Annotated in this window: 9 protein-coding genes; all 9 read right to left on the bottom strand. The window is 40.4% G+C overall.

The genetic code is table 11. From position 1 onward, the window contains the following. Positions 1-30: 30 nt before the first annotated feature. The 9 genes from pyrD to nhaC all read right to left on the bottom strand — a co-directional run bounded on the left by pyrD (position 31) and on the right by nhaC (position 17,751). On the bottom strand, positions 31-1,041 hold the full coding sequence (gene pyrD / locus FW757_RS02260) for a quinone-dependent dihydroorotate dehydrogenase (protein ID WP_145233821.1): 1,011 nt from the start codon (positions 1,039-1,041) through the stop codon (positions 31-33). Between the two features lie 114 nt (positions 1,042-1,155). After that, positions 1,156-5,997: an NAD-glutamate dehydrogenase gene (locus FW757_RS02255; protein ID WP_404687346.1), complete on the bottom strand. Its 4,842-nt coding sequence runs from the start codon at positions 5,995-5,997 to the stop codon at positions 1,156-1,158. Between the two features lie 210 nt (positions 5,998-6,207). Continuing rightward, positions 6,208-8,532 (bottom strand): efflux RND transporter permease subunit, encoded by a 2,325-nt coding sequence (locus FW757_RS02250; protein WP_182757716.1) that lies wholly within the window; start codon positions 8,530-8,532, stop codon positions 6,208-6,210. Continuing rightward, positions 8,532-9,533: a YCF48-related protein gene (locus tag FW757_RS02245; RefSeq protein ID WP_145233815.1), complete on the bottom strand. Its 1,002-nt coding sequence runs from the start codon at positions 9,531-9,533 to the stop codon at positions 8,532-8,534. Before FW757_RS02245 ends, FW757_RS02250 begins: the two co-directional genes overlap by 1 nt. 153 nt (positions 9,534-9,686) lie before the next feature. Beyond that, complete coding sequence (locus FW757_RS02240) at positions 9,687-11,051, bottom strand: DUF1329 domain-containing protein (RefSeq protein ID WP_149981191.1); 1,365 nt, start codon at positions 11,049-11,051, stop codon at positions 9,687-9,689. A 10-nt stretch (positions 11,052-11,061) separates the two neighbouring features. Then, positions 11,062-13,158: a DUF1302 domain-containing protein gene (locus FW757_RS02235; RefSeq protein WP_149981057.1), complete on the bottom strand. Its 2,097-nt coding sequence runs from the start codon at positions 13,156-13,158 to the stop codon at positions 11,062-11,064. 245 nt (positions 13,159-13,403) lie between these two features. Then, complete coding sequence (locus FW757_RS02230; RefSeq protein WP_149981056.1) at positions 13,404-13,625, bottom strand: DUF2835 domain-containing protein; 222 nt, start codon at positions 13,623-13,625, stop codon at positions 13,404-13,406. A gap of 3 nt (positions 13,626-13,628) precedes the next feature. Continuing rightward, positions 13,629-16,223 carry an aminopeptidase N gene (gene pepN / locus FW757_RS02225; protein WP_446440816.1) on the bottom strand — a complete coding sequence of 865 codons (2,595 nt, stop codon included), beginning with the start codon at positions 16,221-16,223 and terminating at the stop codon, positions 13,629-13,631. 49 nt (positions 16,224-16,272) lie between these two features. Beyond that, positions 16,273-17,751 (bottom strand): Na+/H+ antiporter NhaC, encoded by a 1,479-nt coding sequence (nhaC, locus tag FW757_RS02220; protein WP_182717879.1) that lies wholly within the window; start codon positions 17,749-17,751, stop codon positions 16,273-16,275. Between the last annotated feature and the right edge of the window lie 53 nt (positions 17,752-17,804).

Below are 17,804 nucleotides of genomic sequence, written 5' to 3'. Positions count from 1 at the left end.
TGAACGATCAAAAGCTTAAATAACGGATCCTTATAAGCCTTGCAGGATCGTTTTTACCAATTGCGGTCCTTTATATATAAATCCAGTGTATACCTGTACAAGATCCGCTCCTGCTGATAATTTTTCTTTCGCACTGGCTGCATCATCAATTCCGCCCACTCCAATGATCGGCAACTTACCTGCGGTTAAACGTTTTAATTCTTGCACTACATGAGTGGAGCGCTCACGTACTGGCTGACCTGACAGGCCTCCGGCTTCATCAGCATATTGTTGTCCATGCACCGCAGCGCGCTCTAAGGTAGTATTCGTCGCTATTACACCATCGATGTTGTTATTTAATAATGATTCACTAACTTGAGCTATTTGCACAGCATCAAGATCTGGGGCAATTTTTACTAGCATTGGCACTTGTTTATTATGTTTGGCGATCAAATCAAGCTGCTCATTTTTAAGGCTTTGCAATAGATCATCCAGTGCAGCACCATATTGCAGATCACGAAGTCCAGGCGTATTTGGTGATGAGATATTGACAGTAATATATGAGGCATGTTCAAACACTTTACGCATACAGTGGATGTAATCGTCTTTACCTTGTTCATTTGGGGTATCTTTATTCTTACCAATATTGATACCTAGAATGCCGTCGTATTTAGCAGCCTTAACGTTATTAATTAGGTTATCAACACCTTTATTATTAAAGCCCATACGATTGATAATTGCATTTGACTCCGGCAGACGGAAAATACGCGGCTTGTCATTACCGACTTGTGGACGAGGTGTCACAGTACCTACCTCAATAAAGCCAAAACCCATCTTTGCAAACGCATCAATACATTCTGCATTTTTATCAAGGCCAGCTGCTAATCCTACTGGGTTTTTAAACTGTAAACCTAAAAATTCGACTGGACGATCTGCCACTGATTGCGACCATGCAGCACTGAACGGGGTATTGTTAAAACGGCGCAAGTTATGAAGTGCAAATTCATGGGCCCATTCCGCATCACGGGTGAACATAAAACGGCGAGCAAGATCGTAAAACATGAAATAATCCTCTTAATAAAAAAATACCCCAGACTAGGCTGGGGTATTGTATAACAATTTTAACGATTAACTCATTATTTTCATGTGGGAAAATAATCAGTCAGTATCAATTGCTTATTTTGCAGATGTATCACAGTTATGACTAAGTAGCATAAGTTCACGTAATGCAACTGAGAACTTAGCAAAATCATGACTTTGTGAAGTCTTAAATTCAGCTAACATTTGCTTCCAGCGTTGTAGTAATAAATCTTGGCTGTCCATCCACTGATCAATTTGACCGTCAACATCTTTGTTATCACCAGCAAAGTTATTTAAAACAACTTCAGATAGTGTACGTTGTTGCCAATCAAGCTCTTCACGGTATGAAGCGCGGGCCAATGCTTGCCAATGATTCGCCACCGGCTGATGAGTAATTTGGTCAAGGAACCAATGCAGTCCCATCCGTGCACCTAGTTTGAAGTAGGTATTAGATACCATATCAATACTACGCCCTGAATTTGCAGCAACTTCTGCTAAGTCCATTACTGAGAACAAGCTAGAGAGCGATACAATACGTGTTGCAAGCTCAGCTGGCACTGCACTTTCAATAAGCTTGTCTGCGGCCGCAGATAAACGTTCACTTTCTTTTTCAACCATGTAGGTAGTTAAGTTTGCACTTAAATCAGCGAAGGTCGGTGCAAAGAAGGCAATTGTTTGCTCAATATTTTGCGCTTTATTGCGATGACGTAAGAACCAACGCGTTGCACGGCGTACTGTACGACGTAATTGATACAACATTTCAGTTTGCACTGCGGCTGGGATCTTGTTATCAAGATCAACAATTGCAGACCACGTATCACGCATTTGGAATACTTCACTGGCAACAGAGTAACATAACGCAATTTCAGCTTCGTTTGCGCCAGTTTCTTCATGCATACGTACCATGAAGTTCAGACCCATATCGTTAACGATATTATTAGCTAATTTAGTAGCAATAATCTCTTTACGCAGTGGGTGATTATCCATCGCAGTATTGAACTTTTCACGTAGTGGTAAAGGGAAAGACTTCACTAATAGCTGACGATAATATGGATTTTCTGTGATGTCGTCAGTCACGAGTGACTCTTTAAGTACCATTTTAGCGTAAGACACAAGCACCGATAACTCTGGGCGAGTTAAATCTTTACCCGCTGCAGCGCGTTCTGCCAACTCTTCATCGCTTGGAATAAATTCAATTGCACGATTTAACTTGCCATCTTTTTCAAGGGCATGAATAAAGCGTACTTTTTCTTTAAGCGTTGATGAGCCTTTTGATTGCGTAATTGACAGTGTATGCGTTTGGCGATAACAGTCTTTCAGTACCAGTTGTGCAACTTCATCGGTCATTGAATACAGTAGTTCATCACGTTGTTTACGCGTTAAATCACCGGCTGTAACTAAACCATTAAGTAAAATTTTGATATTTACTTCGTTATCAGAACACGCAACACCACCTACGTTATCGATGAAGTCAGTATTAACGCGACCGCCTTTAGCAGCAAATTCAATACGTCCTAATTGGGTTGCACCTAAGTTACCACCCTCACCGAGTACTTTTGCACCAAGCTCACGACCATTGATACGTAGAGCGTCATTTGCACGGTCGCCTACATCTGCATCGCTTTCTTTACTGCTCTTAATGTAAGTACCAATGCCGCCATTCCATAATAGATCGAATTCCATCATTAAGAATGCTTTGATCAGCTCGTTTGGTGTCATGCTGGCTTTTTTAGTGCCCAACATTTTTTTCATTTCTGGCGTTAAAGTAATTGATTTAGCCGCACGTGAGAACACTCCGCCGCCCGCTGAAATCAAGTCTTTGTTGTAGTCTTCCCACGATGAACGAGGTAAGTTAAACAGGCGCTCGCGTTCTGGGTAAGACGTCGCTGAATCTGGGTTTGGATCAACAAAGATATGCATGTGGTTAAATGCCACTTGTAAACGGATATGCTTGGATAACAACATACCATTACCAAATACATCTCCAGCCATATCACCAATTGCAACTACCGTAAAATCAGTTGTTTGTGTATCAATGTCCATTTCGCGGAAATGACGTTTAACCGATTCCCATGCACCTTTGGCTGTAATACCCATTTTCTTATGGTCATAACCTACTGAACCACCTGATGCGAATGCATCACCTAGCCAGAAGTTATATTCATTGGCAATGCCATTGGCAATATCAGAGAAAGTAGCTGTACCTTTATCAGCTGCTACAACCAAATATGCATCATCTTCATCATGACGAGTTACATCAACCGGCGGCACAATTTCGCCTTGGATAATGTTATCTGTGATATCTAATAAACCACGAATGAAGATTTTGTAACACTCTTGGCCTTCTTTGAAGAATGCGTCACGATCCGTTGGCAGTTGTTTACAAACAAAGCCGCCTTTTGAGCCTACAGGTACAATAACTGTATTCTTTACTTGTTGTGCTTTTACTAAGCCTAAAACCTCAGTACGGAAATCTTCACGACGATCTGACCAACGCAGGCCACCACGCGCAACTTTACCACCACGTAAATGCACACCTTCTACACGTGGAGAATAAACAAATATTTCAAATGCCGGTAATGGCAATGGCATATCTGGAATTAAGCTTGGATTTACTTTGAACGACACATAAGACTTAAACTGACCGATGCCATCTTTTTGGAAGTAGTTAGTACGCAGCGTAGCAATGATCATATCGACGTATAAACGAATAATACGGTCATCATCTAAGTTAGCAACGTTTTCAAGTTCTACATAAATTTGTGCAATTAGCTTATCAAGCGTTTTAACACTAGCAGGGCTTTTAACAGAGAACTTTTTAGCAAATAAATTAACAATTTGCGAACCAATGTGCGGGTAATTAGCTAATGTGCTCTCGATGTAGGTTTGCGAGAAAGTAACCCCAACTTGGCGCATGTATTTTGCATAAGCGCGTAAAATTGACGCTTCGCGACCAGTTAAGCCACCCATTAACACTAAACGGTTAAAGCCGTCATTTTCTAAACGGTTACTCCACACACTAGTAAGTGCGGCACGAAAACGTGCTGATACTTTATCGAAATCTGCAATGCCTTTGCTATCAAGTAGCATTGAGAAATCCATGATCCAGTTGATACGGCCATCGCTGGTTTTAACCGAATAAGGCGTTTCACCAATGACGCGCAAGCCAAAGTTTTCAAGCATTGGCATAACGTCTGATAAATGGATTGGCTCATCTTTGTGGAATAAGCTTAAACGTACAATGTTGCTGTTCGCTTCTTCTTGCGGACGGTAAAACAACATTTCAAGCTTGTTATCGTCATTCAATAGTTCAAGCTTTTCAATATCAACAACAGCGGCACTTGGCAGTACTTCATCTTTGTAAGAACGAGCAAACGCATTACAATATTTGCGGTTTAATTCGTTACCACGTGCTTCACCAGCAGACTCTAACAGTGCTGATTGTAATTTATCTTCCCAAGTACGAGCGGCTTCTACTAAATTATTTTCGATGTCTTTCACGTTATATTCTATATTGTTGTCAGTCACACGCACGGTATAATGAGTACGCGCCAGTGTAGACTCAGAGAAGAAGGTAGTAAATTCGACTTTATCGTCTGAATTAAATGCATTGCCTAAAATATCTTGTGTTTCACGGCGCAGCGCTGTGTTATAACGCTCACGCGGTACATAGACCATGCAAGAGAAAAAACGACCATAAGCATCTTTACGCACAAATAAGCGACACATATCGCGCTCTTGTACTTGTAAAACACCCATTGCAACTTCAAGTAACTCGCTTTCACGGGCCTGAACAAGTTCATCACGCGGATAGGTTTCAAGAATATTTAACACCGCTTTATAAGCATGAGTGCCTTTGGCAAAATCACACATTTCCATAATGCGATTTATTTTACTTTTTAAAACCGGCACATCAGCGGCGCTGTTGTTATAAAAACTTGATGAAAACAACCCGATGAAACGGTCTTCGCCAATCACATTCCCCTCATCATCAAAACGTTTAATCCCTACATAATCTATGTATGCTGGGCGATGTACGCGTGATAACGAATTGGTTTTTGTAAGGATCAACAGGTTATTGCTACGGGCTTCTTGACGGGCAACTTCTGGTAATTCAGATAACAGGCGAGAATGCTCTTCGGTTGAATTCTTCATTAAACCTAAGCTGCCCTCGATTTTACCTTTGAGCTGGTAATCGCCTTGTACTGGCGACAAATCGTATTGGCGATAGCCCATTAATGTAAAATTATCTTTTACTAACCAATCTAAGAATTCAACAGTCTCTGCAACTTCACTTGCATTGTTGTTATGGTTACGTTTTGGTAATTCTTTACTGACCGCAATTAACTTTTTGCGGATCGGTTGCCAATCTTCTACCGCAGTAGACACATCGTTCAACACTGACTCAAGCTCTTTTTTGAACGAGTCAATCACTGAAGAATCTGTTTGGCGATCAATTTCGATAAAAAACACTGTTTTTGTAGAGCTAGACTCTTGTTCGGCTTTTAAATTTGATAAAGCCGAAATTTTAGCGTTTTTATCGCGTTGAATCTTAAGTGGGCTGTGTAATAGCAAGTGAGATGCGATATTTTCGCGGGTCATCGCCATACGAACAGAATCAACTAAAAATGGCATATCTTTAGCGATAATTTCGACGATTGTGTGTGATGACTGCCAGCCATCTTTTGCTACTTCAGGATTGAAAACGCGGATCACCGCATCATCAGAGGTATTTTTTTCTAGCGAGTTCCATAGGCTAAGTGCAGCGCCATATAAGTCACTATCATTGCGATGTGCCAAATCTTCTTTAGACATATTGCTGTACAAGGATTTGGCGAATTTCTCAACGAGTAACACATTATCAGCGTGAACTTTTTTCTGGATCAGCTTACAGACATTATCTAAGATAACCGAGGCTTGCCCTTCATTTCGTGTCATTACATGTTCCTTAAATCTATACCACCTACTTAGATGGAAAATTTGTACAGCAATTTATTGTGTGGAGTCAGGCAAATTCTAACCCTTTTAAAATTAATAAACAGCCCTTTCGATGAAAACATTTTAAGCATTTCAGCTATTTGGTCATCTATTCACAAATTATAGATATAAATGGCCTTTACAGGCCATTTAGGAGCAAAATTATTCACATTATTTTTTCTGGTCAGTCCAGATCAAACTACCAATTGCTGGTAAAAGTAATACTGCGCCAAGCATATTGACTAAAAACATGAAGGTTAACAATATTCCCATGTCCACTTGGAACTTAAGATCAGAGAAAATCCAGGTGCTCACACCAATAGCTAACGTGATACCGGTAAATAACACCGCACTACCACGCTCAACGAGTGCATTACGATACGCCACTGGTAAGGCAACACCTTGCTTTAATTGCCCCATCATCGATGACAAAATATAAATCCCATAATCCACCCCAATACCTACACCTAGTGCAATCACTGGCAACGTTGAAACCGTCAGACCGATTTCAAGTTGTACCATTAAAGCTTGCGCAAGAGTCGATACAATATACAAGGGTAACACTACCGCTATGGTCGCTTTTACACTCTTAAAGCTAATCAAGCATAAAATAATAACTGCACCATAAACGTATAACATCATAGGTAATTGTGCAGCAGAAACTGATTCATTCGTCGCAGCCATGACGCCGACAGGCCCTGAGGCCAACTTAAACTGCAGCATATCGGTTTGTTCTTCAATGGCAAATTGCTTAACACTGGCAATGATATGTTCAATGGTCTGCGCTTTATGATCATCTAAAAAGATAATCACTGGCATAACTGAACAATCACCATTGAGTAAACCGGTACTGGTTTCGACTCGTGAGGTAGATTGCACCAAACTTGCCGTATTACGAGGCAAACTTTGCCATTTTAAATTACCTTCGTTATACCCGGCATTAACCGACTGCGCTACTGAGCTTAGGGATACTGCTGATTGAACACCTGCTAAGTTTTCAACTTTATATTGAAAACGACTAATGCGATCCATTACGTCGTGCTCTGTACATGCTGCAGGGTAAGCTTCGACAATCACTTTTAGAATATCGGATGAAATTGTATATTTGTCCGATATTAAAAAGGTATCTTGGTTATAACGGGCATCTTGATGCAATGACGGTGCACCTGCATGTAAATCGCCGATATGCATTTTCCCTGCTTGCCAATAACCTACAGCAAACAATACTAAGGTGCAGCCAATAATGATTTTCGCGCATTTTGGATCCGTGGCTTTGACTAACAGATCACGAATTGAATCAAGTAAGTTTGGTTTTTCGCTGTTGCCTGATTGAATATGAACTGTGTTTTCAAAGCGCATATACGATGCCCATACTGGCAATAAAATCAAATTAGTAAAAATAATTACAGCCACACCTAAACTTGCTGTGATAGCCAGTTCACGAATTATACCTATATCTATGGTTAGTAACGTCAAAAAGCCGACCGTGTCTGACAGCAATGCAATACCACCGGGTATTAACAGCGATCTAAAACTAGCCTGACAGCAAAGACGCGTATTACTGCTTCCTTCGGCGACTTTTTTACCTATTGCATTGATCATCTGTACGCCATGACTTACGCCGATTGCGAACACTAAGAATGGTACTAGAATCGACATTGGATCTAGACCAAAGCCTAAGCTCGACAATATCCCTAACTGCCAAACCACGGCAATAATTGAACAGGCTATAGGTAAAATAGTGAGCTTGATGCTGCCGCAAAATAACCACACCATGATGAAAGTAAACGCGATAGCAATAGCAAAAAATAACACAACCCCTTTCGCACCTTCGGCAATATCACCGGCCATTTTGGCAAAACCAATAATGTGGATACTTACTTTATCAGTGCTCAATGGCTCTCGAATTTCGCTTTCTAGCTTTTGTGCAAACGCCAACGTATCTAATTTTTCTTGCGTTTGCGGATCAGTTTCCATCAACTGCGCGGTTACCATCGCACACGAATAGTCAGAGGCAATCATCCTGCCTACGACTTTCGCTTTTTCGATATTCTCTTTAACAACCGCTAAACCTCGTTGATCAGCAGTAAAATTGGCGGGAATAATTGGCCCACCCGCAAAGCCGTCTTCAACAACTTCAACAAAACGTGCACTGGGTGAAAAAATTGAATTCACTAACGGACGATTCACCCCAGGAATAAAATATAACTGATCATGAACGGCTTTTAATTGGGTGAAAAACTCAGGATTAAAAATATCACCGCTATCATCACACACTGAGATCAAAATACTATTTGCGCCACCAAATTGCTTTTCATGCTTTAAATACACTTTCATATAATCATGATTAAGTGGAATATTTTTATTAAATGAAGCATCAAGTTGGATTTGTGTGGCTTTAAAACCTAAAAAACATGTTATTAAAATAAAACTTATCACCATCATTAATCGATGACGAAAAACTGCTTTCTCTAAAAAATTGACGATTGTGTGCATTATGGAGCCATCCCCTTCACTTTAATGCCATTTTCTGATGCCATAACCAATTGATTTTCAAAAATAACGGCATCAAGAATTGCTTTACCATCCGCTAACTGCTCAATAGTAAGTTGATTATTTTTATAGTGGAAAATCACACCGCTGTTGGCAAGTAACAACCATTGATTATCACCGCTAGCGATAATACTATTGATTGTGGCGGTTTTATTATTACTTATTGGTTGCCATTGCTCACCTACCTGACGGCTAAAAATATTGCCTCTTAAACCCGCAACTATTTCTTGCCCTTGTTCATCGCTGGCATAAGCAAAAAAAGAACCCCGGTAGATTTCTTCATCGCGTTGCCATGTTTTTCCGTTGTCTGTACTGTGCGCTAACAAACCCATTTCGCCCACTAACATAAGTTTATCTTTTGTTGTGACAATACGATTAAAGTGCGGCAATATTGATGCAGTTTCGGCTTCATAGCCTTGTGGATCTGATTCTTTTAAATCATTTAAGTAATCTCTATCATCAGCAAATAATAAAGAATCCAGAAAACGTTTTTGCCAATGTTTGCCACCATCACTGGTTTCATAAAACATACCATAGGCACCCACAGCAAAGCCGTGGAGCTCACTGGTAAATAAAATATCTAAGCAAGGTTTATCTAATTGCGTGTTCACTTGTTGCAACTGCCAGTTTGCACCACCATCATTGGTATGAATAATAGTCGCATCATGCCCGCAAGCCCAACCAAGTTCACTGCCACTAAAAGCAACCGCCGTTAATAACACTTGCGTTGGAACGCTCGCTTGTTGCCAATTTTTTGCATTACTGCTGGTAATTATAGTGCCATGTTTTCCAACAGCGACCAGTTGCTTTCCTGTGTATTCAATATCAGTCAACAGGGTTTTATCTGCTTTAGTTGCGACAATTGCAGCAAGTGGTTCAGCTGCAATAGAAAGAGTTGAAAGGCTCGCCACAGCGGCAAGACCTGCATAAAGCATGTACTTCATAAATTAAAATCGCCTTGAAAAGAATGTGTTTGTCGGTATATAACGTGCAGTCGGGGGACTCGGTTAGTGTCATGACCCAGTGCGTGTCAGAGTGACAAACGCGATTTGAAATAATAAAAAAGCACCTAGATAATCCCAGGTGCTTAGAGTGTATTAACGACCTTCGCGGCGCAGTGCACTTGAGGTAAATTCATTATCATTAAACGATTGTGAGAAATCATACATTTTCTCTTGGTTATCTAAACCAATCGCTAGGTAACGGCGTGAATTCAAATCGTAGTAAACGTCTAACGTACTCCAGTTAGTGAGCGCATCGTAATAGTTAATTGTATGAGCCATCGCTACACGGTACATTTGGTCACGGTTATCATAGATATCCGTCACTTGAACTTGCCAGCTATCTTCATCAATATAAAATACGCGCTTCTTATAAATATGACGAGTGTCGCCTTTCAGATCTGCTTCTACAACCCAAACACGGTGTTTTTCATAACGTACATGTTCCGGGTTGATGTGACCGGCCATCAGAATATCGTCATACTGTAGCTTATCACTGTGTAGCTTATAACTATTGTATGGTACATAAAGCTCTTGCTTACCTTTGAGCGTCCATGTGTAGCGGTTTGGCGAACCGTTAAACATATCGAAATCATCGGTTGTACGCAAGCTATCAGCTGCTGTTCCTGGTGCATCATAAGCAACATTAGGGGCGCGGCGTACCCGACGCTGGCCAGAATTGTAAGTCCACGCTTGTCGCGGAGTTAAAATTTGGTCCATGGTTTCATGAACTAATAGGGCCGTGCCAGCTAAACGCGCAGGCTCGGTGACTTTTTGTTTAAATTTAAACAAAATATTAGATTCTTGTAACTCTGCTGGTGTTGCTTTTGGATCTGAGTACTTAACTAACAGTTGCTCATCAAAGCCAACTAAATTATACGAACCTGAGGCTATAGGAGCTGCTTGACCGCCAAAACGCTCAATTGACAGACCACGGTAGCGTAATAAATGGTTCCAAATTGCCTCTAAGCCAGTTTTTGGAATAGGAAAAGGAATACCAATTGCGGTATTTTTTATCCCATTACCTTCTTCTATCAACTCTGCAGTTGGTGCGTATTTTTTTGTCGCATCATAGACAAACTGTGGGTTTGAAGCACTGCGATGAGTAGTATAGATATTCATTTTAAACGTATCTGGATACGCTTCAAAAAGAGCTACTTGACCAGGACTTAAATTTGCTTTGTATTTATCAACATTCGATTTATCAATGGTGAAAAGTACTTTGTCGTCAGCGTACGGATCTGGATGATGCATTCCCGGCGTATAACCTGCCGGTGCTTTAGTAATACCACCTGTCCACGCAGGAATCGAACCATCAGCATTACCTGCTTTTTCTGCACCTAAAGGAGTTAGATCTGCACCTAAACGTGCTACTTCTTCACTGGTCATTTTGGCAACGACCGCTGTTGTAGAAAACAAACTACATAGCGTTAGTGCAATGAGGGTAGGTTTTTTTATCATCATGATACCCCTAAATTGAATATTTAATATTGAAAGAAACAAAATCACGGTCTGAGAAAGTATTTATATCACCGCCACCCCAGAAAGAGTTGTAGCTAAAGTCAAATGACCATGCATTTTGATAATTAAAGTTCGCTGTAACACCAAGTGACTTACGATCTTCTATAAATAAGAACATCGGATCGGGTGTGTTACCATTTACATCGTGCGAAAATACAATACGAGGTGAGAAGTTAACTCCTTTGAAGAAGTTATAGTAATCGCCTTTGGCAATTAAGCGATATCCCCACGATGATGCTGATGCAAACTCTTTTTGCTCTGGCCCATTTGATAAAGCCATATGAAGTGTTGAGTAATCATCGGTACCTGGTCCAGTCATAATACCGCTTCGACCAGTGCCTGATACATTTAAACGCATTTCATCATATTCAGGCATGTTATTAATGTGCACACCACCAATTTCACCCACAACAGCCCAGCTATCAGCCCAAAGTGATGGGCCAAATAAATGTGTTGCTGTAAACTGCAATTGGCTAGTATTACGCTCAATATAACCTTTTGCTAATTCGCCAGGTCCTACAACGCTAATCGCATCCCCCGGACTCATTTGTGAAATACCTGCAAACTCAGGACGAAGCCCCGCTACCGCTAACTGCTCAGGCATAGCAGCATAAAGCAATTCTACGTCATCGATTTGTAATGGTTCGTCTTCACGGAAGGTGAACTCACCAGCAAACGCTGTTTCACCAATTGATGTATTAAAGCTTAACCCATACAGTTTAATATCTTCTGGATACTCATTGGTTGCTTTAGCAAATGCTTTTAAATCAGAGACATTGTCAGAAGTGATTTTAGTCGTTGCTAACATGGCTAAATCTTGAGCCATTGAGGCTTGTGTAAAGTTAGATACGCGACCAGAGATAAGCGGGCGACGACTATGGTAGTTTACATGATAAAGTGCAACCTCAGTGTCATTAAACTCTGGTAAAAACATACCTAAACGTAAACCATATTGGCCACCATCATCAGGCTCAGTTTTACCATCCCCTCCTTTGCCTTTAAGCGCGACTTTAGTAGGGTACGCTAGATAAGTTTGTGCTAATAACGCTTTACCTTCAGGGCTTGCAGGATCGATCCCTTTAGCGGCAGCAGCTTGACCAAAGGTGGTCATCAAGTTATTTAAGCTATCAGTTAAAAACGCTAAATCTATATCAGGGTTAGAGGTAAAACCAAGCTGTACATTTTGCTGATAACCATTTTCTGCGGCAAAGTCATTGGTTGAAAAATACGTACCAGCTGCAGGTAAGCGTGTTTCATGCCATTGGTACTGGTAAAAGCCTTCCAAAGTCACATTTTCAGTGATCCCTAAAGATGCCCATAACATACCAACTGGAATAAAGGCTTCTTTTAACTCGGCACCAGGCGCTTTTAATCGGTCAATATCGACCGGATTTACGTTAATACCGTGAGAAATTAATGTGCTTTCACCCCAGTTTATAACTTGTTGGCCAAGGCGAATAGAAAGTGGATTATTACCCTCATTCAAATCAAAGTTGGCCCATACGTAAGCATCTAATAGACGAATATCTGCGCAGCTTTGTTTTTTAGTGTCTTTATCATCACAAGGATCAACTCCTTGGCCTGAAGTTGGATTAACATAGGCGCGATCGCCATCCATCAATTCAAAATCATAAAAATACATAAAACGGGTGAAAAGGCCGTAGTTATCTTTGTTGATCGATAAATCGTGTGTCCCTTTCAACAGCTTTGAAAAAGACTCACCACTATCAAAGTTCAAATCCCCAGCGTCACCGTTATTAGAGTAAGAGCCAGGTTGGGCCCAGACATCTTGCGCTGAATAAATAGGATTTAAAACGGAGTTGTAGCCTGTCCAATCAAAAGACGGGTTATTACTTTTCCCTATTAAGTTAAAGTTTCGGTCTTCAACACGAATACTTTGCCCATAAGAGAAAGTCGAGTCGAAGGTTATATCAAACCCTCCGGCCTCAAATGTTGCAGCCTGTGTTGGTGCTGCTGATAACCCTAAAGTAGCGGCTGCGATGCCTAGTACTAGTTTATTTTTAACAAAAAGCGATCTTCTTATCATTGTGTGTCCCCCTGTCGCGGGTAATTTTGTGATCAAGTTATTGTTTTTAGTGTAGTCGTAACGATAGAAGCGAAATAAAGAAATTACAAATAGAACGCGTTCAATCGGTCATAATTTTTCTGTTTAGTTGACGTTCACCTAATGGTAAGACGTCCTACCAGATAATTTATACACGTAAATTAACAATAGGACAAATCGAATTAACAAAAAAATAATATTATAAGTGATTATTTTAAAATATTGTTTTAGGCAACACGTTCCAAACGTAAAAATTTATGCTCTGGGGTAAGCAAAAGTCGAAAGCGCCCTCTTACTCCTAAAGAAGAAATAAAAGGACGCAAATGGCTGGCCGCAAAACGTACTTTTTTGCCACCATCTTCAATTACTTGAACTGATGTATACTTACCTTCATAGTAATCCATGCACTGTTTGTAAGTTAAGTTCAGTAAAAAATAATATTCGACCATAATTTATTGTAGTGCTTTATCAACTTTTTCATACAAGTCGTCACTTAAATTATCAAGCAAAGCAAGACGTTGCAACTGAGCTTTGATAGCAACCGAACGTACTTCATCGTATCTGCGCCATGACATAAATGGCGTTAACATACGTGATGCATTTTGAGGGTTGATTGCATTAAGCTTAACTAATAAGTCACCTAGCAATTGATAACCTGTACCATCTTCACGGTGAAACTGTGCGGTATTAAAATGACTAAAACTGCCCACTAGTGCCCTGACACGGTTTGGGTTTGAAAAATCAAAACAAGGGTGATCATATAACTTTTTGATATTAATAATGGCGTCATCGCCACCTTGCATTGCTTGCAATGCAAACCACTTATCCATCACTAACACATCATGGCGCCACTGACTGTCAAATTGGTTTAACAACTCTTTTGCTAAGGGATTGTCAGCTTTTACCACCGCACTGAGCGCGGCGAGTACATTGGTCATATTGTGTGAATTAGCAGTACTAACAAGGAGTTGATTAATATCAAGCTCATTAATTTTTGCCAAATAATGTAAGCACATACCTTTTAATGCACGTATAGCGACAGCTGTTGCACTTACAGAGCCGTCATCAATTAAACTTTGATAACAGTCTAAGAGCTCACTACGCAATTGCTGAGCAATTTGTAACTCAAACTGATTTGTCACTGCAACCAATTGATCCACAGGGATCACATTAAACTCAGCTGCGAGGGTATCAAAACTAGGCAGCTTTAATAATTCCGCAATTAAAGCTAAATCTCCCTCCTGATCAACTAATAAACTACGTAATGCAGTAATAATTGCTGGATCCAATTGATTATTTTCAGGTGTTGTCATGGCCCCTTTAACTGCCCCAATGAATAATTGTTGTTGAGCATCCCAACGCGAAAAGTCACTGCGCGCAAAGCGCATAATGTGTAATAATTCAGTGGCTGTATTTTGTTTCTCAACAATACACGGCGCAGAGAAATCCTCTAGTAGCACCGCTACAGGCTTCGCGGTTAAACCATCAAAGCTAAACGTTTGCTGCGCTGTTGTGACATCTAAGACATGATCAAGTGGCTGTCCTTCAAACTGTAAAGGGACGGACTCGCCCTGTTGATCAAGTAGCTCGATAGCAAATGGGATATGTAATGGCGCATTTTCTGGCTGATTAAGCGGTGCCAGCTGCTCTATATGCAGTGAAAAAGTACCATTGAGCTTATCAAACTCTTGTTTTACGATTAGCCGTGGTGTGCCAGCTTGGCTATACCAACGTTTAAACTGAGTTAAATCGATACCTGAGGCATCACTCATAGCCGCAACAAAATCATCACAGGTGACGGCTTGCCCATCATGACGCTGAAAATAAAGTGCCATGCCCTGCTGGAACTTTTCTTCTCCCAATAACGTGTGCATCATGCGAATAACTTCAGCGCCTTTGTCATACACAGTTACTGTATAGAAGTTATTCATCTCAATCACTTGTTCAGGACGGATCGGATGTGCCATAGGACCGGCATCTTCACTGAATTGATGAGTACGCATTACTTTAACCGCATCAATACGATTCAGTGCCCGCGAGCCTAAATCACTGCTAAACTCTTGATCACGAAAAACTGTTAAGCCTTCTTTTAACGACAGTTGAAACCAATCACGACAAGTCACTCGGTTTCCTGTCCAATTATGAAAATACTCATGGCCAACGATTGACTCTATGGTGTGATAATCTTTATCAGTGGCGGTTTCTTGATTCGCCAACACACATTTAGAGTTGAAAATATTAAGACCTTTATTTTCCATCGCGCCCATATTGAAAAAATCCACAGCAACGATCATGTAAATATCTAAATCATACTCAAGATTAAAACGCTGCTCATCCCACTGCATTGATTTTTTAAGTGATGCCATCGCATGAGGAGTTTTCGGTAAATTCCCTTTATCAACAAACAAGGCTAAATCTATTGTACGACCACTTTGCGTAACAAAGGTATCTTCAAGTACATCAAAGTCCCCTGCAACAAGTGCGAACAAGTAACTTGGCTTTTTGAATGGGTCTTGCCATTTTGTAAAGTGACGGCCATTGTCTAATTTACCTTCCGCTAATTTATTACCATTTGATAATAAATGAGTAAACTGCTCGTCAGCAATAATTGTCACGTCAAAGCTTGCAAGTACGTCTGGGCGGTCAAGATAATAGGTTATTTTTCTAAAACCTTGCGCTTCACATTGTGTACAATACGCACCGCCAGATAGATATAAACCTTCTAAAGATGTGTTAGTTTTTGGCGCTATTTCATTAACGATTGTAAGCTGACATTGCGCTGGTAAATTATGGATCACAAGTTGCTCATCACGTAGGTCATAATCTGTATATGCGTTGTTATCTACAGTAATTGAGATCAGCGTCAAATCAATGCCATCAAGCACTAAATCTGCCACACCAGCTATTTTTTTCGTGATCGTCATTACACTCGTAACACGGGTGTTTAACGGCAATAAATCAAAGGTCAAATCAATGTGATCAATTAAAAATGGTGGAGCTTGGTAATCTTTAAGATACTGTGCTTGAGGTTTTTTTAATGCAGTCATGTGAAACTCCAAAGTGGCTCCTCTTGACAGAGGAGCGTATAATTTATGGCTATTGTTTTGGCTTAATACGTAAAATTTTAATGCCTAGGTAAGCATAAATAACAGCTAGTAATGGATTAATAAGATTAAAAAATGCATATAGCGCATAATCAAATGGGTTGATCAGTAATACACTTTGCATATATGCACCACAGGTATTCCAAGGGATCAGAGGACTGGTTATCGTCCCGCCATCTTCTAATGTTCTTGATAAATTAACAGGTTTCAAACCACGCTTTGCATATTCTTCTTTAAACATCCGACCAGGGACCACAATAGCGATATACTGATCTGCAGCAATTACATTGGTACCAATACAGGTCGCAATAGTAGCAGTAATTAAAGAGCCAGTGCTTTTGGCAATTTTAAGAATACTTTTTACAAAAATATCTAATAAACCTGTTTTTTCCATAATGGCGCCAAACATCAATGCCGTCATGATCAGCCACGTTGTGGTTAACATGCCAGACATCCCACCACCACTGAGTAATGAATCCATTTTTTCATCGCCTGTCAGGATACTAAAGCCATCAAAAAATGTACTCCAAACCAATTTAAAATAACCGACAATTTGCCCCTGGGAGCCATCAATTTGTGTTGCAATTAGGTCTGATTGAAAAATCATTGCCCATACTGCACCAAGTACCGCACCGATAGAAATTGCCGGAAATGCAGGCATTTTTTTAATTGCTAACACCAGTAAAACAATCAGTGGCACCAGCATCTCTAAACCTATATTAAAGTTTTGTTGTAGAATAGCGGTTATTTCATCAATACGCCCAGCCTCACTTGACGCTGTGGCATTAAAGCCCATAAAAATAAAGATGATTAATGCAATCACAAAACTTGGTACAGTCGTCCATAGCATATGATGAATATGCTCGAATAAATCAGCTCCCACAACCGCAGGAGCTAAATTTGTTGTTTCAGACAGTGGACTGAGTTTATCGCCAAAGTAAGCCCCAGATATTACGGCACCGGCCGTCACTGTTTGTTCTAATCCAAGGCCAGTAGCAACACCGAGTAGCGCTACACCTATTGTCGCCGCCGTGGTCCAAGAGCTACCAATACTCATTGCTACAATGCCACAAATTAAACAGCTTGCTGCGTAAAACCAACTAGGATTAATTACCTGTAAACCATAATAAATAAGTGTAGGTACAGTGCCTGACAGCAGCCAAGTGCCGATCAGCGCGCCAACCATTAACAAAATTAATATAGCGCCCAAAGATAGAGTGATCCCCTCTATCATCGCTTGTTCAAGTTTTTTCCAAGTATAGCCATTTTTAAGGCCAATAAGTGCAGCTGTAAATGTAGCAAACAGTAGCGCAATTTGATTCGGCCCTGATGACGAACTATCGCCAAATAAATAGACCGCAGCACCTAATAAACAAATCAGTACAGAAATTGGGATCAAGGCATCGAAAAAGCTGGCCTGTAGGATGGGTTTTTCTTTTTGTGAATTCAAAATTAAGACTCCTACGCGCATTTTTATGCGCGTTTAATTATTATTTTTTAGCACAGACGCGACGCTTAGCCTAA

This window comes from Pseudoalteromonas sp. 1181_04 (assembly GCF_052850545.1).
Note: the sequence above shows the minus strand (reverse complement) of the source record. Positions and strands in the feature narration are given on the sequence as shown.

What these genes read in the sequence shown, in the direction of transcription:
- pyrD (WP_145233821.1), bottom strand. Translation starts at nt 1,041, where the DNA reads ATGTTTTACGATCTTGCTCGCCGTTTTATGTTCACCCGTGATGCGGAA.
- FW757_RS02255 (WP_404687346.1), bottom strand. Translation starts at nt 5,997, where the DNA reads ATGACACGAAATGAAGGGCAAGCCTCGGTTATCTTAGATAATGTCTGT.
- FW757_RS02250 (WP_182757716.1), bottom strand. Translation starts at nt 8,532, where the DNA reads ATGCACACAATCGTCAATTTTTTAGAGAAAGCAGTTTTTCGTCATCGA.
- FW757_RS02245 (WP_145233815.1), bottom strand. Translation starts at nt 9,533, where the DNA reads ATGAAGTACATGCTTTATGCAGGTCTTGCCGCTGTGGCGAGCCTTTCA.
- FW757_RS02240 (WP_149981191.1), bottom strand. Translation starts at nt 11,051, where the DNA reads ATGATAAAAAAACCTACCCTCATTGCACTAACGCTATGTAGTTTGTTT.
- FW757_RS02235 (WP_149981057.1), bottom strand. Translation starts at nt 13,158, where the DNA reads ATGATAAGAAGATCGCTTTTTGTTAAAAATAAACTAGTACTAGGCATC.
- FW757_RS02230 (WP_149981056.1), bottom strand. Translation starts at nt 13,625, where the DNA reads ATGGTCGAATATTATTTTTTACTGAACTTAACTTACAAACAGTGCATG.
- pepN (WP_446440816.1), bottom strand. Translation starts at nt 16,223, where the DNA reads ATGACTGCATTAAAAAAACCTCAAGCACAGTATCTTAAAGATTACCAA.
- nhaC (WP_182717879.1), bottom strand. Translation starts at nt 17,751, where the DNA reads ATGCGCGTAGGAGTCTTAATTTTGAATTCACAAAAAGAAAAACCCATC.